This is a genomic window from Flavobacterium faecale (assembly GCF_048320115.1).
Taxonomy (GTDB): domain Bacteria; phylum Bacteroidota; class Bacteroidia; order Flavobacteriales; family Flavobacteriaceae; genus Flavobacterium; species Flavobacterium faecale_A.
Genome location: NZ_CP182943.1, coordinates 2,048,526 through 2,073,712, shown reverse-complemented (window position 1 = coordinate 2,073,712; position 25,187 = coordinate 2,048,526). Strand labels below are relative to the sequence as shown.

20 protein-coding genes are annotated in these 25,187 nt (G+C 33.6%); 5 read left to right on the top strand and 15 right to left on the bottom strand.

Annotation, left to right across the window (positions count from 1 at the left end; translation table 11 throughout):
* Positions 1-8: 8 nt before the first annotated feature.
* From ACNH59_RS08670 to ACNH59_RS08650, 5 genes are all read right to left on the bottom strand, one after another.
* Positions 9-1,457, bottom strand: a complete 1,449-nt coding sequence (locus tag ACNH59_RS08670) for a tagaturonate reductase (protein WP_418262153.1) — start codon at positions 1,455-1,457, stop codon at positions 9-11.
* A 15-nt stretch (positions 1,458-1,472) separates the two neighbouring features.
* On the bottom strand, positions 1,473-2,873 hold the full coding sequence (gene uxaC, locus ACNH59_RS08665) for a glucuronate isomerase (protein WP_418262152.1): 1,401 nt from the start codon (positions 2,871-2,873) through the stop codon (positions 1,473-1,475).
* 17 nt (positions 2,874-2,890) lie between these two features.
* A complete protein-coding gene (locus tag ACNH59_RS08660; RefSeq protein WP_418262151.1) occupies positions 2,891-3,676 on the bottom strand; it encodes a gluconate 5-dehydrogenase in 786 nt (261 codons plus the stop codon).
* 290 nt (positions 3,677-3,966) lie between these two features.
* A complete protein-coding gene (locus tag ACNH59_RS08655; protein WP_418262150.1) occupies positions 3,967-5,412 on the bottom strand; it encodes an MFS transporter in 1,446 nt (481 codons plus the stop codon).
* A 352-nt stretch (positions 5,413-5,764) separates the two neighbouring features.
* The gene (locus ACNH59_RS08650) at positions 5,765-6,619 is read right to left on the bottom strand and encodes a leucine-rich repeat domain-containing protein (protein ID WP_418262149.1); all 855 of its coding nucleotides are present in this window, start codon (positions 6,617-6,619) and stop codon (positions 5,765-5,767) included.
* A gap of 185 nt (positions 6,620-6,804) precedes the next feature.
* Here ACNH59_RS08650 and ACNH59_RS08645 point away from each other — a divergent pair, with 185 nt between their 5' ends.
* Positions 6,805-7,287, top strand: a complete 483-nt coding sequence (locus ACNH59_RS08645; RefSeq protein WP_418262148.1) for a DUF1761 domain-containing protein — start codon at positions 6,805-6,807, stop codon at positions 7,285-7,287.
* Positions 7,288-7,335: 48 nt separating this feature from the next.
* Here the strand turns inward: ACNH59_RS08645 and ACNH59_RS08640 are convergent, their stop codons facing one another.
* Complete coding sequence (locus tag ACNH59_RS08640; RefSeq protein ID WP_418262147.1) at positions 7,336-7,614, bottom strand: 4a-hydroxytetrahydrobiopterin dehydratase; 279 nt, start codon at positions 7,612-7,614, stop codon at positions 7,336-7,338.
* A 92-nt stretch (positions 7,615-7,706) separates the two neighbouring features.
* Between ACNH59_RS08640 and ACNH59_RS08635 the strand changes: the two genes are divergently transcribed.
* Entirely contained in the window at positions 7,707-8,864 is a 1,158-nt protein-coding gene (locus ACNH59_RS08635) for an 8-amino-7-oxononanoate synthase (RefSeq protein WP_418262146.1), read from the top strand.
* 1 nt (position 8,865) lies between these two features.
* On the opposite strand, the gene ACNH59_RS08630 is transcribed toward ACNH59_RS08635, so the two are convergent.
* Positions 8,866-9,735: a diacylglycerol/lipid kinase family protein gene (locus ACNH59_RS08630; RefSeq protein WP_418262145.1), complete on the bottom strand. Its 870-nt coding sequence runs from the start codon at positions 9,733-9,735 to the stop codon at positions 8,866-8,868.
* 65 nt (positions 9,736-9,800) lie between these two features.
* Here ACNH59_RS08630 and ACNH59_RS08625 point away from each other — a divergent pair, with 65 nt between their 5' ends.
* Positions 9,801-10,769, top strand: a complete 969-nt coding sequence (locus ACNH59_RS08625) for an App1 family protein (RefSeq protein WP_418262144.1) — start codon at positions 9,801-9,803, stop codon at positions 10,767-10,769.
* Positions 10,770-10,915: 146 nt separating this feature from the next.
* Here ACNH59_RS08625 and ACNH59_RS08620 read toward each other — a convergent pair whose 3' ends face one another.
* Positions 10,916-12,823 carry an ABC-F family ATP-binding cassette domain-containing protein gene (locus ACNH59_RS08620; RefSeq protein ID WP_418262143.1) on the bottom strand — a complete coding sequence of 636 codons (1,908 nt, stop codon included), beginning with the start codon at positions 12,821-12,823 and terminating at the stop codon, positions 10,916-10,918.
* Between the two features lie 65 nt (positions 12,824-12,888).
* On the opposite strand from ACNH59_RS08620, the gene ACNH59_RS08615 reads away from it, so the two are divergent.
* Positions 12,889-13,281, top strand: coding sequence for a DUF983 domain-containing protein (locus ACNH59_RS08615; protein WP_418262142.1), 393 nt, complete (start codon positions 12,889-12,891; stop codon positions 13,279-13,281).
* A 1-nt stretch (position 13,282) separates the two neighbouring features.
* On the opposite strand, the gene ACNH59_RS08610 is transcribed toward ACNH59_RS08615, so the two are convergent.
* From ACNH59_RS08610 to topA, 7 genes are all read right to left on the bottom strand, one after another.
* Entirely contained in the window at positions 13,283-14,344 is a 1,062-nt protein-coding gene (locus ACNH59_RS08610; protein WP_418262141.1) for an NAD(P)/FAD-dependent oxidoreductase, read from the bottom strand.
* 93 nt (positions 14,345-14,437) lie between these two features.
* Positions 14,438-15,331 (bottom strand): gliding motility protein GldN, encoded by an 894-nt coding sequence (gene gldN / locus ACNH59_RS08605; protein ID WP_418262140.1) that lies wholly within the window; start codon positions 15,329-15,331, stop codon positions 14,438-14,440.
* A 41-nt stretch (positions 15,332-15,372) separates the two neighbouring features.
* Positions 15,373-16,920 carry a gliding motility protein GldM gene (gene gldM / locus ACNH59_RS08600; protein WP_418262139.1) on the bottom strand — a complete coding sequence of 516 codons (1,548 nt, stop codon included), beginning with the start codon at positions 16,918-16,920 and terminating at the stop codon, positions 15,373-15,375.
* A gap of 57 nt (positions 16,921-16,977) precedes the next feature.
* Positions 16,978-17,631: a gliding motility protein GldL gene (gene gldL / locus ACNH59_RS08595; RefSeq protein WP_418262138.1), complete on the bottom strand. Its 654-nt coding sequence runs from the start codon at positions 17,629-17,631 to the stop codon at positions 16,978-16,980.
* 40 nt (positions 17,632-17,671) lie between these two features.
* On the bottom strand, positions 17,672-19,075 hold the full coding sequence (gldK, locus tag ACNH59_RS08590; protein WP_418262137.1) for a gliding motility lipoprotein GldK: 1,404 nt from the start codon (positions 19,073-19,075) through the stop codon (positions 17,672-17,674).
* A 129-nt stretch (positions 19,076-19,204) separates the two neighbouring features.
* Positions 19,205-20,356, bottom strand: coding sequence for a formimidoylglutamase (locus ACNH59_RS08585; RefSeq protein ID WP_418262136.1), 1,152 nt, complete (start codon positions 20,354-20,356; stop codon positions 19,205-19,207).
* Positions 20,357-20,362: 6 nt separating this feature from the next.
* Positions 20,363-22,879: a type I DNA topoisomerase gene (topA, locus tag ACNH59_RS08580; protein WP_418262135.1), complete on the bottom strand. Its 2,517-nt coding sequence runs from the start codon at positions 22,877-22,879 to the stop codon at positions 20,363-20,365.
* Positions 22,880-23,713: 834 nt separating this feature from the next.
* On the opposite strand from topA, the gene miaB reads away from it, so the two are divergent.
* Positions 23,714-25,159 (top strand): tRNA (N6-isopentenyl adenosine(37)-C2)-methylthiotransferase MiaB, encoded by a 1,446-nt coding sequence (miaB, locus tag ACNH59_RS08575; protein WP_418262134.1) that lies wholly within the window; start codon positions 23,714-23,716, stop codon positions 25,157-25,159.
* Positions 25,160-25,187 lie beyond the last annotated feature (28 nt).

Sequence of the window (25,187 nt, the reverse complement as noted above, 5' to 3'; positions counted from 1 at the left end):
TTGAAGTTCTAGACTAGTACTGATTTAGCGAAATTAGCATAGCCATTTTCAATTCCATTGGTTTCAATTTCATTTAAAGCTACCACTAAAGCTTCAGACAAACCTTTAATTTTTGTTAAATCATCTCCCCAGAATTCCGCATTAGCTAAAACAGCAGCTACAACTGAATCTAAAGTTCCTAATTGCCAAGCATTTTTGAACGCTTCAACTAATTCTGGTGTGTCTTTTACTGGTAGCACTTCATTTTTCCAAGTTCCTTTGTAGAATTGAATTAAACAAGCTAATGAAAAAGTCAAACTAGTTGGTAATTTTTTATTAGTATTGTAATAACCTAATAAACTTGGTAAAACTCGTACTTTGAATTTTGAAATTGAATTTAAAGCAATATCAGCCAATGCATGTTTGATAAATGGATTTTTAAAACGATCCATTACTTCTTCAGCATAAGCAGTAATTTCGTTTTTATCCATAGGGAGTGTTTCGCTAATTTCACTGATAACATTGTCTACAAACGGCCCAGTAAAACTTCCATTAACCGTTTCCATTACTAATTTGTTGCCAAACAAAAGAGAAACAGGAACCATTGCTGTATGCGCTCCGTTCAAAATACGCACTTTAATCATTTTGAAAGGACGGATATCTTCAACAATTTTCACATTCAAATTTGTTTTATGGAATGGTAACTTTTGTTTTAAATCATCCCCACCTTCAATTGCCCAAAGGAAAAATGGCTCAGCAGCAACAATTAAATTATCCTGATAATCTAACTTACTGTTGTATTCATCAATTTCAGCTCTTGGATATCCAGGAACAATTCTATCAACCAAAGTACTGTGATATGTACAAGCATCTGAAACCCAAGTCACAAATACTTCTTCCAACTTCCATAATTCGCAATATTGCAAGATGCATTTTTTCAAAGCTTCTGAATTATAATCAATTAATTCACAAGGAATGATAGTCAATCCTTTGGAAGCATCTCCATTGAAATGTTTGAATCTTTCGTATAATAAAAGCGTTAACTTTGCAGGAAATGAACTTGGTGGCTGCATATCTGGAGTGTCAGTATCAACGTATTCAATTCCAGCTTCAGTAGTATTAGAAACAATAAATTGCAATTCTTCTTCTTTGGCTAATGCTAAATAATTTGCAAATTCCGTATAAGGATTGACCCCTTTTACAACATTAGTAATCAATTGAATATCTTGTATTTTTTCGCCTTTTTTTATCCCATTCATAAACAATGTATAAAGACCATCCTGATCGTTAATCATGTTTACCATACCACCGGCCAATGGTTGAACCATTGCAATACCAGCATTGAAATCAACTTCATTATTTAATCTTTGAAAAGCATAATCAACAAAAGCTCTTAAGAAGTTCCCTTCACCAAATTGTACTACCTTTATTGGATTTAATTGCTCCAACCCTGTATTTTTTCTATTTAACTTTTTCATTATTCATACGATGAATTAAAATTTAAAATATTCTTTAGCGTTATTATAACTGATATCCGACACCATTTTTCCTATCCACTCCATATCATTAGGCAGCTCTCCTCTTTTAATTTCATCACCTAAAAGATTACAAAGAATTCGTCTAAAATATTCGTGTCTTGGAAAAGACAAAAAGCTTCTTGAATCAGTCAACATTCCCACAAAACAGCTGATTAGCCCCATATTTGAAAGAGCATTCAATTGCTTAGTCATTCCGTCTTTTTGGTCTAAAAACCACCATCCTGATCCAAACTGAACCTTTCCTTTCACGCTACCATCATTGAAATTTCCAATCATAGTGGCCATCACCTCATTATCAGCTGGATTTAAATTATATATAATTGTTTTTGTTAATTTGTCTTTACTATCTAAGGCATTCAAAAAACCAGAAAGTTTCTGTGCTTGTGGATAATCCCCAATAGAATCCCAACCTGTGTCAGGCCCTAAAATACGGTGCATCCGTGCATTATTATTTCTTAAGGCCCCCAGATGAAGTTGTTGTACCCATCCAAATTCATGATACGTTTCAAATAAGAAGAATAAAATAGCCGATTGGAATTTTAATGCTTCCTCATTGCTTAATTCTTGATGCGCTCTTTTCTTTTTGAAAATAGCATTTACTTCACTTTCTGTATAGTTTTCAAAATAAACTTGGTCTAATCCATGGTCACAAAGTTTACAACCATTCTCATCAAAATACGTAATTCTGTTGCGTAATGCGGTACATAAATCTGCATACGTATTGATAGACACTCCTGCTATTTGCCCTAATGTATCAACATATTCATTATACCCATCATTTGAAATTAAGATAGCTTTATCTGGTCTAAATGCAGTACTTACTTTAATTTCAAAATCACTTTTGGCAATTTGTTGATGGTATTCTAAAGTATCAATAGGATCTTCAGTAGTACAAACAAATTCGGCATTGACCTTTCGAAGTAAATTTTGAGTACTGTAAGCTGGAGAGTTGACTTTTTGAGAAGTTTCAGTATAAATCTTCTCCGCCGACTTTTCGTTTAACAAATCATAAATATCAAAGTAACGGGCCAATTCCAAATGTGTCCAATGGTATAAAGGGTTACGCATTGTATACGGAACAGTCTTAGCCCAATTTAAGAATTTATCTTTATCAGATCCATTTCCAGTAATAAACTGCTCATTGATACCCAAAGTACGCATCGCTCTCCATTTGTAGTGATCGCCTTCAATCCACACATTAGTAATATTGTTAAAAATTGTATTCTCAGCAATATGCTTAGGAGATAAATGGTTATGATAATCTATTATAGGCTGGTTTTTAGAGTAATTATGATACAACTCCTCAGCATACTTATTTTCCAATAAAAAATTGTCATTGATAAATTTTGTACTCATTTTAAAATTCTTAAAAATTAATTCTCATTTGAAGGTTTCCCAATAGTGGCTAGAATACCTCCGTCCACATAAACTATTTGACCATTAACAAAATCACTTGCTTTTGACGCCAAAAAAACTGCTGTACCTGCTAAATCCTCGGGATTACCCCATCGTGCGGCAGGAGTTCTATTTACAATAAATTCATTAAATGGATGACCATCAACACGTATAGGCTCTGTTTGAGTAGTTGCAAAATAGCCTGGACCAATACCATTGACCTGAATATTGTGCTTAGCCCACTCTGTGGCTAAATTTCGAGTTAACATCTTCAATCCTCCTTTTGCAGCGGCATAAGCGGAAACACTATTGCGCCCCAACTCACTCATCATAGAGCAAATATTAATAATCTTCCCTTCTCTTCTTTCAATCATTTGCTTTGCAACTAATTGAGACATAATAAATGGCCCAACTAAATCAACATCGATCACTTTACGAAAGTCATTGACAGGCATTGTAATCGCTAATTCTCTCTTGATAATACCAGCGTTATTTACAAGAATATGGATATCTCCAACCTCCTGAGCAATTAACACCATATTCTTTGCTGCAGCTGTTTCATCTGTAACATCAAACAGATAACCCGATGCTTGATAACCTTTGCTCTTGTAATACGCAATAGCTTCCTCCATTTTAGACGGAGTTGTCCCCGTGATAACAAGCTGTGCTCCAGCTATAGCTAAACCTTCGGCCATGGCTAATCCAAGCCCATGAGTACCTCCAGTTATAAGCGCTGTTTTTCCTTTTAAATTAAATAAATTCATTAAGTCAACTATTTTAGTTTATTAATTAGAATAGGCATGTCCTTTCTGCAATCAGATAATTTTTCTCGTTCAACTTTCATTTGGTACTTTAACATACAGCACTAATTACATATTACATACTTTCAAAAACAATATAAAAACAATCCATCAGATTAAAGCAATCGATTACATAAACAAAGCAAAAGAGAAACAAATAACATTAAATCACTATAATTCTTTATCTAAGTTAAAAATTAACAAAAATTACAGCTCCTATTTTGACAGAATTGATCTTACTCCTTTTTTACTATTTATAAATCTGTGATAGGACGATATACTGGAACTAGCAATTTCATCACAGTCCAGCCTATTAAATAACAAACAGCACAGATCGAAAAAATAATAAAGTAACCAGATTCTATTCCTTCAAATCCCATAAAAGACATATTCGTTTCTTTACTGTAGTCAAACAACATCCCTGATCCCTTATTAATTACAGTAGACCCAACACCTCCGGCTAATCCACCGATACCTGTGATGGTTGCAATGGCTTTTTTTGGAAACATATCCCCCACAGTAGTAAATATATTAGCAGACCAAGCTTGGTGTGCAGCTCCTGCAATTCCAATAATGATTACAGGCAACCAATAAGTAATATGACCTAGAGGCTGTGCTACTAAAGCCAACAATGGAAAAAATGCAAATATCAACATCGATCGCATTCTACCTTCGTATGGGTTCATTCCTTGCTTCTCTACAAAATAAGTTGGCAACCATCCACCAATAATAGATAGCAAAGTAATCATGTACAGTACAAACAGTGGCAATGCAGCTTCAGCAGAATCCATTCCGTAGACCGAACTTAAATACGCTGGCGTCCAGAATAGGAAAAACCACCAAACACCGTCAGTCATGAACTTACCAAAAGCAAAGGCCCATGTTTGTTTGTATCTAAAACAGTCTTTTAATGACACTTTATCCGTATTCTCGGGAACATATCCTTCAATCTTGCTATCTGCGATAATATCTTGTTGGATGTATTCTAATTCAGCTGCACTTACTTTTGAATGCTTCTCTGGTTTATCATACATAAAAACCCAAAAACCCATCCAAACAAATCCTAAAGCACCAATAATGATAAAAGCCATCTCCCAACCGTACCATTTAGCAATAAAAGGGATTGTAATTGGAGCCGCCAAAGCACCAACTGTTGCTCCCGCATTAAAAATACTAGTTGAAAATGCTCGGTCTTTTTTAGGAAAATACTCTGCTGTTGTTTTAATGGCTGCCGGAAAATTCCCTGCCTCTCCTAATGCCAACACAAAACGAGCAAAAATAAACAAGGTAACACTCACTGAAATCACCATTCCAGTATCATTAACAGTCTCTAAAGTTTCTTTCGCACCTTCAAAACCTACAAACCAATTCCCTGTAATAATTCCAGAAGTAGCAATTCCGCAAAAAGCATGTAAACATGCTCCAACAGACCAAATCCCAATAGCCCATAAAAAACCTTTTTTAGTATCTAGCCAGTCTACAAATCGACCTGCAAACAACAATGAAACAGCATAAAATATTGAAAATAAAGCAGTAATATTACCGTAATCATTATTTGTCCAATGGAATTCTGGAGCGATGAAGTCTTTCCATGTTAACGAAAGAACTTGCCTGTCCAAATAGTTTATAGTTGTTGCAAAAAACAATAAAGAACAGATTGTCCAACGATAGTTACCAATCTTTTTAGTACCCTGGTTCATAGTTAATTAATTATATATTTTCAAAAAGTAGCATCAATTATCTTAAATGATAAATAAATTCAAAAATGTAATCGATTGCACAAATATATGGTTAAATATTGGTTATACAAATTTATTAGACATATTTTTAATGAAACCAATAATAAAACAAAAAAGTTCCTATTATATAAAACCTACGAATTCCTCTTTAAAAAAATAGATTTGAAATCAATTACAGGCAAAAATACTTGAACAATACTTTATCAGATTATTTTTCCGTTTTTTAAAACTCAGGTAAAAGCAAAAAAAAAGCTGCCTTAAAAAGACAGCTTTTTCAACTAATTTATTTACTAACATTATGAAAAAACATTTTTTAATCTTCTGCAGCTACACTTTTATTCATATCCATTGATACATTTAACAACACTGCCACTCCCTTTTCATTCATCATTGTCATATTCAAGGTATCCAATACTGCTAATTTTCTTGATGTCAAACCACTAAACTTATTGTATGAAATATTCATTTCTTTCAGTTTATTCAATTTTTCTAATTCAAATGGTATTTGACCAACAAAGTTATTTTCAAACAAACTTAAATTCTCAAGTGCGACTAGGTCAGCAATTTTAGGGCTTAAATTTCCAGTCATTTGATTACTATTTAAAAGCAAAGTTTTCAAAGTTTTAACACTATATAAAGATGCTGGAATTTGCCCTTCGATTTCATTATTAAAAAGAGATAGGACTTCTAATTTTTTTAAATTCCCAATTTGCGAAGGCAACTCCCCAGATAGTCTATTCATAAACAAACTAATATTTACTAAATTCACATTCTCTCCTATTGAGACGGGAATTGCACCTGTAAGTTTATTGAAAGACAAATCAAGAACTTGTAGTTTCTTTAGATTTCCTAATTCAGAAGGAATTTTACCTGAAATTTTATTTTTGTGTAAATTTAAAACTTGTAAATCGGCAAGAGTCACAATTTCAGATGGAATCTCACCTACTAAATTATTGTTTTTTAAATTGATTGCAACAATTTTATCACCTTCTAATTTTACACCAAACCAAGTGCTTACTGGGGTAGTTATATCCCATTTAGTATTCCAATTGGCTCCATTAGTTGCATGATACAATTTTACCAAAGTCGCTTTATCTGAAGAGGAAACTTCAGCAACCATCAATAAGGAAGCAAAAGCGGTCAAAATAAATGTAAATAAGTTTCTCATGGCAAATCAATTTTACTTTTTAATTATATTCAAATATAGAAACAAACAAAGATAATGCGCTAAAAAAATCGATGAAATGCATAACTTAACCAATTATGTAATCCTTACCTTTCAATAATAACTTACTATTCAAACTTATTAAAAAAAAACTATATTTGATATACTAACCTTTAAATCAAATCAATATGGAAATTAATTTCATTGCTTTAGTAGTTGCAGCGGCCTCTACCTTAGTCATTGGATTCATTTGGTACAATCCAAAAGTATTTGGAACCATCTGGATGCAAGAATCGGGAATGACAGAAGAAAAAATGAAAGGTGCTAATATGCCCCTTATATTTATTTTATCTGTATTTTATGCTTTTCTAATTGCCATGGTTCTTCAAATGCTTACCATTCATCAATGGGGAGCTGTTAGTATGGTAGGAGGTGATCCAGCAATTGCCAAGCCATCCTATGAAGCTTTTATGGCAGATTACGGAACCACATACCGAACTTTTAAACATGGAGTATTTCATGGAACAATAACAGGAATATTCATGGCATTGCCAATTGTAGGAACAAATGCATTGTACGAAAGAAAAAGTTGGAAATATACTCTCGTAACTGCAGGATATTGGATTGTCAGTTTTATGTTAATGGGGGGGATTATTTGTGCATGGGCATAAACTATCTTCAAATTTTATACTCGTTACCCAACTGGTAACGAGTTACTTTCACAAAACTCCTTCAATAGCTTGCGCTAAATTAAAATCCTTATCTGTTAGTCCATTTGCATCATGCGTAGACAATCTTATATTCACTTTATTGTAAACATTATATAACTCTGGATGATGATTTGCTTTTTCAGCTAATAAACCTACTTGGACTATGAACCCTAGTGCTCGATTAAAATTTTTAAAAACAAATTTCTTCTCTATTCCGTTATTGTGGAATTCCCAGTCTTTTAATTTTTCCAATAAAGGTTTCGCGGTATTCTCATTATATGTTTCCATTGCTTAAATATTTATTACTATAAAATTAGTTAAAATTTAGCCAGCTGAATGCTATATTAACTTTAAATAGTAATTTAGACCATTAATAAAAGATGTACTTCTTGAAACCAAACTTAACTTTTCAAACCTATTCTTCTACAAAAAATTTCCCAACTGATTGGGACTTAATTGCTTCAAATAATATTTTTCTGAGCCAAGATTACTTGAGTATATTGGAGAAATCGGCTCCTATTAATATGGTCTGCTTTTTTATAGGAATTTTTGAAAAAGAAAAATTGGTAGGCGTTTCATTAGCACAGTATATTAATTTGACTAATGTCAATTCATTAGGAGATCGAGATCATTGTTTTAAAACGATGTTGAAGAATTTCATCTTTAAACGACTTATTTCAAATGTTCTAATCATTGGAAACAACATGCTTACGGGGCAAAATTGCTATCAATTTAGTTCCCAAATAAAAGTTACCGATGGAATCCTTGCGTTAAATGAAGCCGCAAAAGAGCTCAAAATTCAATTAAGAAAACAGAACCACAAAATTCATTTGACTGTTTTCAAAGATTTCTTGAAAACCAAAGCAAATTTATTCGAAACTCCTAATTTCAAATCGTACTACCGCTTCAACACCCAACCGAACATGGTATTCCCTATTAAGGATTCTTGGCATACTATTGATGATTACATTAGTGATTTGACAAAGAAATACCGAGATCAATACAAACGAGCCCGTAAAAAAGCGGATGCGATAACGAAAAGAAAATTACCCCTTTCAGAAATTGAAAAATACCACAAACAAATTAATCAATTATACTTAAATGTTGCTCAGAATGCCCCTTTCAATACCTTTTATTTAGCTGAAAATCATTTCGAAGAATTTAAATCCACACTCAAAGATAACTTTTTATTCTACGGATACTTTATTGATGAAGAACTGATAGGATTCAATACGTTAATCAAAAACCATGAAGATATTGACACTTACTTCTTAGGATATGATGAAAAACACCAACGAAATAAAATGCTCTATCTGAATATGCTGTATGATATGATAGGCTATTCTATTAATAAAAAATACAAACGAATTATTTTTGCGCGTACAGCATTAGAAATCAAGAGCTCTGTTGGAGCTAAGCCCATTGAGATGATTGGACTGATTAAACATGAAAACTACTTTTTAAATCAATTAATGGCAAAAAGTTTTGCTTACTTTGAACCTAAAATAGCATGGCAAGAACGTAATCCATTCCAATAAATCAACCTACTGCAACTCTCATTTTTTCTTTTGAAATTGCCATTTCTAAATCTGTTAATTCACCAACATACTCCCCATCTATCTGAAAACTTATGGGTTTATTAACTAGAATCTTAGCTGACTTTGTAGAAATAATTTCAACATCTTTGAAATTAATAGGCATATTTCCAAGAACAATTTTAATAAAAACAGAAAGACTCAAGTTTTTCAATACTACTAATTCAAATTTACCATCGTTAATCACTCCTAGCGGATTGATAACAACTCCCGTCCCATACTTTTGTGCATTGGCTATAACAATCATATTAGCCTCACATTCCATTGTTTTTCTTTCGGTTGAAATCGTTGCTATAAATTTTCCTTTTGAACGTAGGAGTGTATTCAAGATTTGGAGTGCATAACCCCATTTCCCATGAATCTTGCTATTCTTGTAATTCTTAATCAATACCGCATTCAATCCTATATCACTCAAGTGAAGACTTTTCCTCCCATTAATAACGACCATATCAATTTCAACATAGTCGTTACAAAAGGCAATTTGGATATTTTCTTCTAAGGTTTTGAGTAAATCCAATTCCACTGCCAATCCATTGGAAGAACCTAAAGGCAAGATTCCAAAAATAACATTTTCATATGCCAAGGCTTCTCCAGCCATTTTTATGGTGCCATCCCCTCCTGCAACAATAACTCGTTCCGGTTGAAATTCGGTAAATAAGGCTTTAATTCTTATTTTATCTTCGACCCCAGTGGTCAAATATACAATTACTTGAATCGCTTTATGAGAAGCAAAATCATTTACCGCCTCAATAAACTCCTCCTTATCTACTCCACCTGAAACTGGATTCACCACCAATAATACATTCTTTTTCACTATTTCATTTCTATAATTGCTTAAAAATAACTAAATTTCATTGTACTTCAAAAATATTCCCTATCATGAAGCCAATTTTAAAACTATACCGTGGTTACGCCAATGAACAAGAATTGATTGTCATGGGACACGTTTTTAAACCTACAAATAAAAAAGATTACGATTTTTTATCCAAGAAGTTCAAAAATGCAACAGCAACCATCAACATGTTTCGCATCAAAACACAAGCCAATGCTGATGTGTACCTTGAACATAATAATACCAAAATACATACGAAAACCCTAGACGATGGTTATTTTAAGTTTTGTATCCCTTTAATGCAAAATGAATATGGCTGGATAAACTACAAAGTTAGTATCGTATATAAAAATCAAAAAATAGAAACACAGGAAAGTTATAACAGACCAAAGCAGGGGGATTTGGGAATCATATCCGATATTGACGATACCTTTTTGGTTTCTTACACTAAGAATCCGATAAAAAAAATATACCACCTATTATTTAAAAATGTAACTAACAGAAAGATATTTGAAGATGTGGTGCTACACTACCAAGCACTGAGCTTAGCAGGAAGAGAAAACCAAAAAGAACGCAATACCTTCTTTTATGTTTCCAGTAGTGAGTGGAATTTATACCGCTTTATCATAAAGTTTACTGAGATACATCAATTACCCAAAGCCGTACTATTACTTAAAGACATTAAAACCAACTTGCGACAGTTCTTCTGGTCGTTTAAGCCCGAAAAACATAACCATAAATTTGAAAAAATAAAACATGTTTTAGAATTTTATCCGCATCTAAAATATGTTTTATTAGGTGATGACACACAAGAAGACGCTCGTTTATACGAGGCTATATGCAAAATTTTCCCTTTGAGTATTAAAGCAGTTTACATTCGTCAAACTGGAAGTACTCAAAAAGAGTATGTGACTAAAATTCTAAATAACATTAATACTTTAAATGTAGAAGTATGCTATTTTAAAGATAGTTCCGAAGCGATTGAACACTCTAAGGCAATTGGGATGATTGCTTAATGACATTAGCCCAGATCGTAGTGAAAATCCTTTTATGAAAAACACTATTTTTTTGTGCTACTGGCAGAGCGACCGAAGGAAGCTCCTGACAGTAGTTTACAAAAAAAGTGTTTTGAGTAAAAGATTGAAACGAAGCGCTGGAATAGCTACAAGTTGTCAATCTCCTCTTGAACAATTTCCCAATCTAGTAACAATTGATCTAAATCGGCTTTTTTCTTGTTGTAGGCCTTAAAAAAAGAGGCATCTTCTATATGTTTATCATAATTTGAAGTAAGCATTTTATCGTCATTTTGAATGTCTTTTTCTAATTGCTTGATTTGACTTTCAATTTTACTCAATTTGTTATTTAGGGCTTTACTTTTCTTTTGATCCTCATAGGAGGCCTTATTACTTTCCTTAGGTGCAGCCGTTTTTTGTGCGTCTTTTTTTTCTACTTCTCGCATGTTTTCAAGGTTGCGTTGCTCTAAGAAGTAATTGATATCTCCAAGATATTCCTTGATTTTTTGGTCTTTGAATTCGTAAACAATATTTGACATCCCTTGCAAGAAATCCCTATCGTGAGAAACCAAAAGTAAGGTGCCCCCAAATTTTTGTAGAGCAGCTTTTAGGACATTCTTAGATTTAATATCCAAGTGATTGGTAGGCTCATCCATCAACAAAACATTGATAGGCTGTAACAATAACTTACAAAGTGCCAAACGATTGCGTTCCCCTCCAGAAAGCACTTTTACCTTTTTTTCGACATCATCACCACGAAACAAGAAAGACCCCAACATATCGCGAACTTTGCTCCTGTTGGTATCCATGGCTGCATCTTCCATCGTCTGAAGTAAAGTAATTTCTCCATCAAGATATTCGGCTTGATTTTGAGCAAAATAACCTAATTGAACATTGTGTCCTAATTTGATACTGCCTTCGTATTCAAATTCATCTACTATTGCTTTAATAAATGTCGATTTACCTTGACCATTCTGCCCAACAAAGGCAATTTTACTCCCTCTCTCAACCAATAAGTTAATATCTTTCAAAATGGTTTTATCACCATAACTTTTCGTAACATGCTCGGCTTCTATTACGACTCTTCCTGGTTCTTTAGACACTGGAAAGCTAATATTCATTACTGAATTGTCATCTTCATCGACTTCAATACGTTCTACTTTATCCAATTTCTTAATTAAGGACTGCGCCATAGAAGCTTTGGATGCTTTGGCACGGAATTTCTCAATCAGTTTTTCTGTTTCCTCAATTTTCTTAGCTTGGTTTTTTTGCGTTGCCAATTGCTTTTCCCGAATCTCATGACGTAATTCTAAATACTGCGAATAAGGTTTATTGAAATCGTATGCTTTCCCTAATGAAATCTCAATAGTTCTATTTGTAACATTATCCAAAAACATCTTATCGTGCGATACAATAACTACTACTCCAGGATAATTACGTAAAAAGCTTTCCAACCAAATAATACTTTCGATATCTAAGTGGTTAGTAGGCTCATCTAAAAGCAACACATCATTAGATTGTAATAATAACTTTGCTAATTCAATACGCATCCTCCAACCTCCAGAAAATGTTTCTGTTTGATTATTAAACACTTCTCTTTTAAAACCTAAACCTAACAGAATTTTTTCGGTATCCCCAACATAGTTGTAACCTCCTAAAAGTTCAAAACGATGGGTATAATCAGATAAATCTTCAATAATTTGGCTGTAGGCTTCACTTTCATAATCCGTACGAGTTACCAAAAGATGGTTGATTTCCTCAAGTTTTTTCTCAACTATCTTAATATCCGTAAAAGCTTCATAAGCTTCCTCAAGCACTGTTCTTCCTCGTTCAAAATCAATATCTTGACGCAGAAATCCCAAACGGATGTCTTTTTCTTGTGATATCACACCTGAATCGGGTTTGAAATCACCTGCTAACATTTTAAGCATGGTCGATTTTCCAGCACCATTTTTCCCTACAAGACCTACTCTATCTCCAGCTCCTAATCTAAAAGTTACTTCTTCAAATAAATAAGTCCCTCCGAATGAAACGGATAAATTGTGTATATTAAGCATATTTTGTGACTATAGTTACAGAGGCAACAATCCTAAAATTGTACCTTTGCTAAAATTTTTTGCAAATGTTAAAAAAAGGATCCAAACTAAATAGTATTTTAACAGGAAGTTGTCCTAAATGCCAAAATGAAAGCATGTATGTGGATAAAAACCCACTTCATTTGACCTCGATTCTAAAAATGAATGAAGTTTGCAGTCATTGTGGACTTAGATACCAAATTGAGCCTTCCTTTTTTTACGGCGCTATGTATGTGAGTTATGGATTAAATGTTGCCGTGGGCATCGCCACATTTATTATATCCTATGTGATCTTCGATAGTTCTGTAAAGACTTCCTTTATCGCTATCATTGCAGCATTAATTTTCTTGTTTCCATTTGTATTAAGATGGTCTAGAAATATATACATCAATATGTTTATTTCTTACGATCCAAAAACACAAAAAAAGAAGCAGCAATAGACTAATTATTTTCTCTAAAATTTTTAGGCTTTATACGGTTAAAATCAATTTCCTTATCCAATGGAATTCTATTTTCAACAGAATCATATAACGCTTTAGCCATTTCAGGCCCTAACATTACACCTCTGGTGCCCAAACCATTTAAAAGGTGCAATCTCTCATGTTCAGGGTGTGTCCCTACTAAAGGTCGCCTGTCACGAACAGTAGGTCGAATTCCAGCAAAATGAGAAACAATCTCAAATTCACAATTAAGGATTTCATTAATTCGTTCAATTAATTCCGCCTTACCATCTTCAGTGGGCTCAGCAGTTTTGTCTTTCCAGTTGTAAGTAGCACCTACTTTAAATAAGCCATCACCTAAGGGTAAAATAAATACACTTGTATTAACTATTACATCTAAATCCAAATCAGGTGCTTTAATTATAAATAATTCTCCTTTTGTCCCGTCCAAAGGCAAATGTTTAAAGTAAGGATTCAAATGAATACCAAAGCCTTCGGCAAAAACGATATGCCTCGCTTGAATATCTTTATAAACAACACAATCATCATTAATAATCAACTTAGCATAGTCAAAAGATTCATTAACAAACCATTGATTTTTTTTTAAATAAGCCCTGTAAGAGGAAACCAAAATTGCAGTATCCACAAAACCCGTTCTCAATACTTCTCCATAATCATAAGGAGAATTAATACCCGAATATTTCTTAGTCACCAAATCTAAAGATAAAAAGGAAGCAAGATTAGGCTTATCTGAGGCTGCGAACCAATTATTTTGCTCTTCAATCGAAAAAAACTTTCTTAAAATGGGTTTCTTAAAATCAAAGTGTACATTTAATTTAGCCTCTAATCTAGGATAAAAACTCTCCATTAAATCTAATTGTTCTTTAGCGTGCCAGACCTCACTAAAACGCTTTAAGATTACAGGATTATATAGACCTCCAGCTATTTTAGATGAATTCTGAGAGTCGTCATCCATTACGAAAATTGTTTTATCGTTTAATAAAGCGGTTTCCGCAAAGGAAATACCTGCTAAGCCAGAACCAATAATCAAAAAATCTACCATAATACCATATTTAACTAAAACACATTCAAACAAAAAACTCTTACTTTAAAAGTAAGAGTTCTTTTTATTATATTTTCAACAAAGAATTAGCTATTAATAATTCCACATATCAGACTCAAAATTTCTAATTTTCTCTTTAATTCTATCAGATTCAATCAACTGTTTTTGTGCGTTATCCTTCATGTATTCTTTAATCTCACGATCTCCATATACATTTTCTTCTTTATAAATCACACTATTAAAACGTCTTGAATTCAAAATTTGATCAAAAGATATAGGCATTGAAGAGTTTTTATCATTAAAAGCTTTCGCTTCATGCAACACATTTCTAGCCGAAGGAAAGAAGATCCAGAATAATTCGATATAATCTTTCTCATCACTATTCATCGTATATACATCTGGTGTAACTGGACAAATACCTAACAAACGATACTTTAATTCACTTTGACGTTTATCAAAATACCAAAAACCTTTTATCTTATATTGAGTAACATCTTGCGCTGTTAAATCAGAACGTAAAATATATTCAGGCGAAACACGCTTCATACCAGCGTTAATTTGTTCTCTACCTGCATCAGTGGTATCGATTCTAGACAAAGAAGCTTCAATATCTCTATATGTCTTCTTTGTATTGAAATAGCTATCAGAATAAACCTCAGTAATTTTACCATTTTTGATAGCAGTCGTTAAAACTGTATACAATGATCTTCTATCTGAACCAATGTTTTCGTCTATTGGAAAATACAACGGAAAATTAATTCTTTCACTCAAATCAATAACTTCCCAAACCGTTTTACCCATTAAGATATCTCTATCGTGCACATAGCCATAAGCTAATGGTTTATCATTATCAGAAATTAATTGAGCTGCGGTTTTAAGTCCTATTTGCGATGGCGTTTTTGCATTAAGTAAATTTGATTGCGCAAAAGATGACACAGCCAAAAGTACTGAACACATTACCAATAAACCTTTTTTTACATTCTTCATGATGTCATTATATAATTTTAATGAACTCCTTTTACTAATTATTATTGAATTTCAAAAATAACAGGAGATGTTCTTGGCAATAAATAACTACCTGCTCCTACTAATTTTGTTTTAATTTCAGAAATAGTTACTTGATCACCTCTCACTGCTTTTGAAAGCACTGATTTACATTGTGCATTTAATTTATCACCTTGAACTACAACAGTAGGTTGTCCGGTTAATTTCATATTAAATCCAACTACATCTAAACCAACTTCAAAATCAAAATCTTCTAATTTAGCTCCAATTGTAGCAATCTCTAAATTTGATTTTGGTCCTTTTACAACACCAGTTTCTCCACGTATTGTACCTGTTGGGCCAGGAATTCCTTTAATTCTAAAAGTTTTACTATCTGAAACTTTAGAACCATCTGGTAATGTTCCAGTCACATTAATCACAACTTGGCTACCACTTGAAGGACTCATATTAAATTTACCACCTCCAGCAGAACTTAAACCTGGAGCAGAAGCTGACACTTTATCCGCAGGAATACCAGCAAATGAAATTGTCATTGGATTCACAACACCTCTATACACTACATTCATCTTATCAGCAGAGATTGTAGCTGATTTTGGTCTTGCCACTACTACATACTTATCTTTAATAGGCAAACTAACGACTTTTCCATTTTCATCAAAATTGAAAGAACCAGAAATAGCGTGCTCTCCTATATTTCCAGCTCCAAAAGAAAATTTAGCTTGACCTGCCATCGCTTGGATACTTGAACCATTAACAACCACAGATTTTGCTTTCAATGATGGATCAAATTTTCCTAAGATAATTTTACCAGACACAGCTTCTCCTTGAAAGAAAACCGATTTATCTAAAACTACAATTGGCTGGTAAGCCGTAAGTGAAGCTGCAGCAACTAAATCAGATTGAAACATTCCCGTCATTACATCACTTTCAGTAGTTTTAATATCTGCCTGAATTTGAGACAATTTAGTTATGGTTGCAATTACCGGAAATCCTCTATAGTTGTAATCTAACCAAGGTAAATTTGCACCCGCTTTTTTTGAATAAACAGGTTTAGTTGCAAATCTATTTTCTATTTTTTTGATTTCAGACTCCGCAATTGAACTCCCTCCAATTTGCTTAATTTGAGCTGCATAACCATTAATTTTAGCTAAAAACTCTTTTCCTTTAGCAGAAGCTTTATCTCCTGTAAAGAACATATTATCAATCAAATCTCCTTTATCCATTTGCTCATAAGGAAGATTTCCTTCTTCGTCTCTTTCAAAGTTTTTTGTTACGGAAACTTTTATGCTTTCTATGTAATCATTAAATTCTTTAGAGACAGCTCTAATTTTCTCAACTTTTACTTTTTTCTCACCAAATTGACCTGGTTGGTCAACTGCTTTTTGAGCTAATTGTTGAAAGGAAGACTCATTACGCGTATCTGAAATAAGGTTTGATTCTACAATTTTTAAATTTAAAATTCCAAAAGCAGATAATACTTCTTTGGACATATTTAATGCTAACATCGCAATGAAAACCAAGTACATTAGGTTAATCATTTTCTGTCTAGGGGTTAGTTTTCCTCCTGCCATAGTGGTAATTTTCTAATTAGTTTGAATTAATTCTTTTTATTAATAGTTTGAAACTAATTATCCTTTATGACTCATTGCAGTAAGCATTCCACCATAAACATTGTTCAAAGATGATAAGTTAGCAGTTAAGGATTGCATTTGTTCTTTCAATTTCACATTATTTTCAAGAACTTCTTCATTTATTTGTGCATTTCTAGAAGCACTTTGCAATTGCACCTTGTACAAGCTGTTTAGTGATTCCATTTGTGCAGCTGCCAAAGTTAATTCTTCGCTGTATTTTTTTGTTGACGCAATTGAATCTACTGTAGGAGCAATTCCTTTTGCTGCTGATTCAAAGTTTTTAATGCTATTCCCTAAACTAGACATTAACTCACCATCAATTTTCGCGTCTTTCAACATTGCATCTAATTTTTGAGATAACAAACCTTGAGCTTCTGTTGGAGACTCTTGTTTTGGTTTTACTTCTCTTTTTTGAGCTTTACCATTGGCTAATTCAGGATATACAAGTGTCCAGTCTAATTCATCATCTACTGGCTCAAAAGCTGACAAAGCAAAAATCAAAGCTTCCACTAACAATCCAATAGTCAACATCAAGTTACCAGTAATAGGTCCTAACTCGATATGAGTAATTTTAAACAATGCTCCCACGATTACTACCGCAGCTCCCATTCCGTATGCAAAATTCATTGCTTTTTTACTTAGTAATGCCATAATTTTTGATTTTTATTAATTTAGTAGGTTTTGGTTTTTATTATCTTCTTCTGGTTGATGTATTTCCAGTTGTTTGCAATCCCATATAATCTTGAACGGTACGGAATCCTATATAACTTCTTGCTGAATCAGCATATTCATAATCTCTTGTGCTTACTTGTAAAAAGTATGCTACATCTTTCCAAGAACCACCGCGCACAACTTTACGTTTGTTAGACAAATCTAAAACGTTTGGATTCATTGAGGACACATATTCATAGGCATTAGGATCGTAAGATGAATCAGTCCATTCAGAAACATTTCCTGCCATATTGTATAGATTATAAGCATTTGGCTCGTATGATTTAGCCTCAACAGTATACAAAGCTTGATCAGCCGCATAATCCCCTCTGCTTGGTTTGAAGTTCGCCAAGAAACAACCTCTATCATTTTTCGTATAAGGCCCTCCCCAAGGATAAGTAGCAGACTGCAAACCTCCCCTAGCTGAATATTCCCACTCAGCTTCCGTTGGTAAACGGAAAGAGTTAATCAAATCACGACCTTTTGCTTTTGATTTGATGTAAGTGTTTTTATTTAAAGTTCTCCAAGCGCAAAAAGCTTTGGCTTGAGTCCATTTCACTCCAACTACTGGGTAATCACCATAAGCTTTGTGCCAAAAATAATCATTATGCATTGGCTCATTATAAGAATAAGAGAAATCCTTAATCCAAACTGTTGTGTCTGGGTATACTTTTACTTCTTCCGTTTTAATAAAATCTTGACGTTTTCCTACTTTAGCCTTAGCTGCAGCTTGAATATCCATCCAAGAATAACGAAATTTCAATTTATTTACGTCGATCGTTCTTAATCCGTTATAAGAAGCTTCTATAGGTAAATACATCGAGTCCATTACCTCAACATAATATTCATCTGGATATTTTTTAGGATCTTTAATCAACTTTACTTTTCTATTGAGTCTTCTTCCAGCATAAGGATCGTCATCTGTACCAATACTGTAATAGTTATCATACATATACTTGTCGTATGCCGTCATTTTAGCAGGATCTGAATCGTTAAAAGCAAAATCACCAATACTTCCTGTTTTGCTATTTTTACCAGAACCAGGTTTAATTCCCATTTCATCTGCTAAAATAGCTAAACGAACTCTCATAGTTGAATCCTTAACCCATTCTACAAACTGTCTGTATTCACTATTTGTAATTTCTGTTTCATCCATATAAAAAGACCGAACAGTTACTGTTTTAGTTGGTGCATCTTGAATTCCCGCTACATCATCATCTGATTTACCCATGATAAAAGAACCTCCAGGCACTAAAGTCATACCATAAGGTTTCTCTGGATGCCACTTAGATCCTTTAACACCCACCAACTCACCTTTATCGCTAGATTTACCACAGCCAATTAATAGCGTCACAATTGCCATAAATGCAATGAAATTCTTCATATAAAATAGGGTTATATATTCATTATTTTTCAATGTGTAAACGTATTTATTATTTTTTTAAAAAACAATTATTTTACGAAAACAAATATTTTTTTTAAAAATACAAAAATCAAACTACCAAAACTAAGATTAAATAATATTTTTCCGTTGCGCTTTCCACCATCTTTCTGGCAATTCTTGATTACAAGCTCCCAAATACTCTTCGTAAGAACAAGGTAATAACGTATTTCTTTTTAGTTTATTGCCTCCATTGGTAACAAAAGGTATCTCTATCCACCACCTATCAGTCTTGTTACTTTTATAAAAAACTAAAGTTTCCTCATCAATCGGAACGATGAACTTAATATAACTTTCTCTACTTCCAAAAGGGTATTCGTTCGAACGATAATGATACCCTTCAATAAAATACCAGACAATCTGAGCCATAAGAGTTGACTCTTGTATAGAGCTGCTATGATTAAACAGTCCGAACATAGAAACTTTATCACTTATTCCAGCATATCTAGACAACGAACAAATTTCTTTTCCATTAAATCCATTAGGTTCAAAAGAAACAAAATTACCTGAATCGGAAGACTTGACAGCATTTAAATCCAAACTTACAATATCAGCATCTCTAAAAACGGGCTCCGCTAATGCAATATTATTTGAAATCTCTCCTAAACGATAGGCATCAAAAAAAAGTTTCTCAATTAGATCAATCTCTTCTTGAGCATTGTAATAGGTCTGATATCCAATATTACAATAGTTGAAGAGATTATTAGGTTCATCAATAATAATTTTTGTCAAATACGACGAGACCAAAGCAGATTCTTCTTCTTTCCCAAAATCAAACTTGCTGTCTATAGACACCAAATTTACCATTTGCTCTAGATCATCATAGGCACGATACATCGCATAAGTCAAATCTTGCGATCCACCAATAACAATTGGAATCACTTTATTTTTGATTAATAAAGCTGCAACTTTACGTAAAGCAAAGTACGTATCTTCAAGACTATTTCCTGCAACAATATCACCTAAATCAGCTATCGAAGCATGCCAATTCCCTGGAAACATGGAATACAACTGTTTTCTAAGTGGCTCTAAATCTATATTAGAAAACGCTACCCTATCGCCTCTATTTTCTAACACGCCAAGAATTGCAATGTCAACTTTTTCAATATCAGGAAACTGATCTTTAGTATGAAAAACGACTTTACTCCCTAATTGTTGAGCCGAAAATTCTTTTACTTGAGCAGCAAAATTCTTATTCAAAGGGGTTAAAAACTCAAATTCCATACTTTCTTATTTCTTTTTTGGAGCGGCTTTTTTAGTTGGCGCTTTCTTAGCTGTTGTTTTTTTGGCTGCAGTCTTTTTTGCTGGTGCTTTCTGTTCAATAATCTCTTGAACTTCTGCCAAAGTTAATTTAGCTGCATCTACTTCTTTACCTAATTCAATTTTGATTTTTCCTTTCAAAATAACGGATCGTCCCCATCTTGCCTTTTCAACCCTTATCCCTTCTTCTTCCCAATTATGGAGTACTTTATCAATATTTTTTTGCAACTTATCTTCAATCAAAGCTTCAATATCCGCTTGTGATAAATTATCAAAGTCATATTTCTTACTTACATTGATAAAAATACCATTCCATTTTATGAATGGACCAAAACGTCCTGTCCCTTTTTGCACACCTTCACCTTTGTAGGTCGCAATAGGCGCATCGGCCTTGATTTTTTCATCAATTAATTCTTGCGCTCTTTCTTTAGAAACCGCTAAAGGATCTTCACCTCTTGGCAACGAAATAAAAACGCTTCCGTGACGTACATAAGGGCCAAAACGACCATTATTCACCTCTACTTCTTCTCCTTTATAAGTCCCTAAATCTTTTGGTAACAAAAATAAATTTAAAGCTTCTTCAAGAGTAATATTTCCAATGTTTTGTTCTTTCATTAAGCTCGCAAACTTCTTTTCTTCGTCCTCAGCATCTCCAATTTGAGCCATAGGACCAAATTTTCCTAAACGAACAGAAACTGGCTTTCCTGTTGCTGGATCGGTACCTAAAATACGCTCTCCACTTTCTCTATCAGCATTTGCTTCAACATCTTTTACATTGGGATGGAATTTATCATAAAACTCCTTCATCATCGCTTCCCACTCTATGTTTCCTTCTGCAATTTCATCGAAATCCTGTTCTACTTTGGCAGTAAAATTATAATCTAAGATATTCCCGAAGTTCTTAACTAAGAAGTCTGTTACAATGGTTCCTATATCTGTTGGCACTAACTTCCCTTTATCTGAACCTGTATTTTCTTTCAATCCCTTTTCAACTACTTTACCAGATTGCAAAGTCAATTGGGTGTAATTGCGTTCCTGCCCTTCTAAATTTCCTTTTTCAACATAGTTTCTGTTGATAATTGTAGAAATCGTTGGCGCATAAGTTGAGGGACGTCCAATTCCTAATTCTTCTAATTTTTTAACTAGTGACGCCTCGGTATAACGAGCTGGCGGTCTTGAATAACGTTCCGTTGCTGTTATAAAGTTGTTTGCTAATTTTTCATTCACTTTCAAAACTGGCAACATCCCTTCTTGCTCTTCCTCATCGTCATCGTGTCCTTCTAAGTAGACCTTTAAAAACCCTTCAAATAACAACACTTCTCCTGAAGCCGTAAATAATTCACTGTGATTATTAGCTTCTATCTTCACATTGGTACGTTCTAACTTTGCATCACTCATTTGCGAAGCTAAAGTTCGTTTCCAAATCAAATCATACAAACGGGCTTGATCTCTATCAATATTTACCGTATGACGTGACATATCAGTAGGACGAATAGCTTCGTGTGCTTCTTGAGCACCTTTACTTTTATTAGTAAACGTTCGAGGAAAAGAGAATTCCTTACCATAAGAATTAACAATCTCAGCTTGTGCTGCGTCCATCGCCTCTTTAGACAAGTTCACACTATCCGTTCTCATATACGTAATCAATCCCGCCTCATAGAGACGTTGCGCTAACTGCATTGTGATTCCAACAGGCAAATACAATTTGCGAGCTGCTTCTTGTTGTAATGTCGAAGTTGTAAATGGTGCTGCTGGTGTTTTTTTGGTTGGTTTTGTTTCTAAATCAGAAACTTTATAAGTAGAACCGATATTTTTATTTAAAAAATCTTCAGCTTCTTTTTTAGTATTGAAATTCTTTGGCAATTTAGCTTTAAACGTTTTTCCAGCTTCATTGGTAAACTCAGCTACAATTGAATAGGTTGCCACAGCTTTAAACTCCTGAATATCACGTTCTCTTTCTACAATCAAACGCACAGAAACTGACTGTACACGTCCCGCTGAAAGACCGCCTTTAATTTTTCTCCATAAAACAGGTGACAATTCGTAACCTACCAATCGATCCAAGACACGACGTGCTTGCTGTGCATTAACTAAATTATAGTCAATTTCGCGAGGGTTATCTATCGCCTTTAAAATAGCGTTCTTGGTAATCTCATGAAAAACAATACGTTTTGTTTTTTTTGAATCTAATTTTAATTCTTCCGCTAAGTGCCAAGAAATAGCCTCTCCCTCGCGGTCCTCATCACTAGCTAACCAAACCATTTCAGCTTTTTTAGACAACGATTTAAGTTTAGTCACCAAGGCCTTTTTATCTGGGGAAACCTCGTATTTAGGCTTGAAACCATTCTCTACATCTACCCCAATTTCCTTAGAAGGCAAGTCGGCAATATGCCCATAACTTGACTCCACTTGAAAATCACTTCCTAAAAATTTCTCGATTGTTTTCGCCTTTGCAGGGGACTCTACTATAACTAAATTCTTTGCCATTGCTCTATTTTTCTAAGGCAAAAGTAGAAGATTTTTTTAAATAGAAGGGCTTTTGATATATTTTTTGAGTGATTTGGCAACTACCTTAATTATATATATATCCAATATTGAGTTCATCTTAGCAACACTAAGACTTTAATTTACAATTATTTTTTGGTGAATTATAATTTAAGAATAAAAGCCTGTTATAATTATTTCCCAATTAGCAACACAAAGAGTCTAAGACAAAATAGAGTACAAAACACTAACCCATAAAATATTAAATCTCAAACAAGTTAACAATTTCATCACAGATAATACTGCAACCCCAAGAATTCAACTTAACAAATACCTCTTCAACTCTACCAAATTAAAAACCTAACTCATAAAGCGATTCTAAAGATTTCAATTACTTAGAAAGACTCATACTTTATTTAACTACGACACTATTCTTACCAATTTATCCTATTCCTTTAGTCTTCAAATTAATAACCTTAACAAAACTGGATTTTTCCCCAACTAGCTTTTTTAAATATATAGTACTGATTTTCAACATCATAACCATTGCTCTTCTACTCCATTCTTCTATACTAAAATCAAAGAAATTACATATTTTTGATTGTAAAAAAACTTAAAGATTCTGTCTAAAATTTTAAAAAACCTCCTTAAATAACATCAAAAATTTCATTTCAAAACTTTAATAAATCATTCATATATTCTTTTTAAATCTAAAAGCAGCATCAGCTTTCTAAGAAATCAAAAAATACTGTTAATTCTCAATATGACATCTTGTCATATTCCCCCAAATAATTGTACATTTGCAGTCTTATTAAAACACACTTTTGAAAGTGACTTATGGAAAAGATTATAGATGAAAACAAACAAGGCGAAAGTCTTGTTCTTGAAAATAAACCCGAAAACACAAAAAAATTATTTATAGAAAGTTATGGTTGTGCCATGAACTTTTCGGATAGTGAAATTGTGGCTTCTATATTATCTACTAACGGATACAACACCACTCAAATCCTTGAAGAAGCTGATCTTGTCTTGGTAAACACTTGTTCTATTAGAGACAAAGCAGAACAAACTATTCGCAAACGTTTAGAAAAATACAATGCAGTTAAGCGTGTCAATTCTAAAATGAAAGTAGGCGTTTTAGGCTGTATGGCGGAGCGATTGAAAAGTCAATTTCTAGAAGAAGAAAAAATTGTTGACCTGGTTGTAGGACCTGATGCTTACAAAGATTTACCTAATTTATTAAGCGAAGTCGAAGAAGGTCGTGACGCCATCAATGTAGTTTTATCGAAAGACGAAACTTATGGGGATATTTCCCCCGTTCGTTTGATGAGCAACGGTATTACTGCCCTAGTTTCTATCACTCGTGGTTGTGATAATATGTGTACGTTTTGCGTAGTGCCATTCACTAGGGGTCGTGAACGCAGCCGTGAGCCACAAAGCATTATGGCCGAAATCCAAGATTTATGGGACAAAGGTTTTAAAGAAATCACTTTGTTAGGCCAAAATGTAGATAGTTATTTATGGTATGGCGGCGGACTGAAAAAAGATTTTGAGAATGCCTCCGAAATGCAAAAAGCTACTGCGGTGGATTTTGACCAATTATTAGAAATGGTAGCGGTAAGCTTTCCAAAAATGCGTATTCGCTTTTCGACTTCGAATCCACAAGACATGCATGAAAGTGTTTTACACGTCATTGCAAAGTACCCTAATATCTGCAAACACATACACTTACCAGTGCAATCAGGAAGCAATCGCATTCTGAAAGAAATGAATCGTTTGCATACCCGAGAAGAATACATGAACTTGATAGATAAAATCAGAACTATTATTCCAGATTGCGCTATTTCTCAAGACATGATCGCAGGTTTCCCAACAGAAACTGAAGAAGACCATCAAGACACGATGAGCTTAATGGAATATGTAAAATACAACTTTGGATACATGTACTCTTACTCTGAGCGCCCAGGAACTTTGGCAGGAAGAAAAATGAAAGACGATGTAGAAGAACCAACCAAAGCCCGACGTTTACAAGAAATCGTGGATTTGCAACAAAAACATGCTTGGTTTCGCTCTGAAGAATTCATTGGCAAGACCGTTGAAGTATTAATTGAAAAAATTTCTAAAAAATCAAAAGAAGAATTCTCTGGAAGAAATTCACAAAGCATCACGGTTGTTTTCCCAAAAGAAAATTATAAAATCGGAGACTTTGTAAATGTAAAAATCACTGCCTGTACTAGTGGAACATTGAAAGGTGAAGCAATAGGATATTCAGAGATGAATTAAAAAAGTTTAAATATTAAGGTTAATGTTA

Coding starts and splice junctions, on each gene's coding strand:
- ACNH59_RS08670 (WP_418262153.1), bottom strand. CDS start 1,457: ATGAAAAAGTTAAATAGAAAAAATACAGGGTTGGAGCAATTAAATCCA.
- uxaC (WP_418262152.1), bottom strand. CDS start 2,873: ATGAGTACAAAATTTATCAATGACAATTTTTTATTGGAAAATAAGTAT.
- ACNH59_RS08660 (WP_418262151.1), bottom strand. CDS start 3,676: ATGAATTTATTTAATTTAAAAGGAAAAACAGCGCTTATAACTGGAGGT.
- ACNH59_RS08655 (WP_418262150.1), bottom strand. CDS start 5,412: ATGAACCAGGGTACTAAAAAGATTGGTAACTATCGTTGGACAATCTGT.
- ACNH59_RS08650 (WP_418262149.1), bottom strand. CDS start 6,619: ATGAGAAACTTATTTACATTTATTTTGACCGCTTTTGCTTCCTTATTG.
- ACNH59_RS08645 (WP_418262148.1), top strand. CDS start 6,805: ATGGAAATTAATTTCATTGCTTTAGTAGTTGCAGCGGCCTCTACCTTA.
- ACNH59_RS08640 (WP_418262147.1), bottom strand. CDS start 7,614: ATGGAAACATATAATGAGAATACCGCGAAACCTTTATTGGAAAAATTA.
- ACNH59_RS08635 (WP_418262146.1), top strand. CDS start 7,707: ATGTACTTCTTGAAACCAAACTTAACTTTTCAAACCTATTCTTCTACA.
- ACNH59_RS08625 (WP_418262144.1), top strand. CDS start 9,801: ATGAAGCCAATTTTAAAACTATACCGTGGTTACGCCAATGAACAAGAA.
- ACNH59_RS08620 (WP_418262143.1), bottom strand. CDS start 12,823: ATGCTTAATATACACAATTTATCCGTTTCATTCGGAGGGACTTATTTA.
- ACNH59_RS08615 (WP_418262142.1), top strand. CDS start 12,889: ATGTTAAAAAAAGGATCCAAACTAAATAGTATTTTAACAGGAAGTTGT.
- ACNH59_RS08610 (WP_418262141.1), bottom strand. CDS start 14,344: ATGGTAGATTTTTTGATTATTGGTTCTGGCTTAGCAGGTATTTCCTTT.
- gldN (WP_418262140.1), bottom strand. CDS start 15,331: ATGAAGAATGTAAAAAAAGGTTTATTGGTAATGTGTTCAGTACTTTTG.
- gldM (WP_418262139.1), bottom strand. CDS start 16,920: ATGGCAGGAGGAAAACTAACCCCTAGACAGAAAATGATTAACCTAATG.
- gldL (WP_418262138.1), bottom strand. CDS start 17,631: ATGGCATTACTAAGTAAAAAAGCAATGAATTTTGCATACGGAATGGGA.
- gldK (WP_418262137.1), bottom strand. CDS start 19,075: ATGAAGAATTTCATTGCATTTATGGCAATTGTGACGCTATTAATTGGC.
- ACNH59_RS08585 (WP_418262136.1), bottom strand. CDS start 20,356: ATGGAATTTGAGTTTTTAACCCCTTTGAATAAGAATTTTGCTGCTCAA.
- topA (WP_418262135.1), bottom strand. CDS start 22,879: ATGGCAAAGAATTTAGTTATAGTAGAGTCCCCTGCAAAGGCGAAAACA.
- miaB (WP_418262134.1), top strand. CDS start 23,714: ATGGAAAAGATTATAGATGAAAACAAACAAGGCGAAAGTCTTGTTCTT.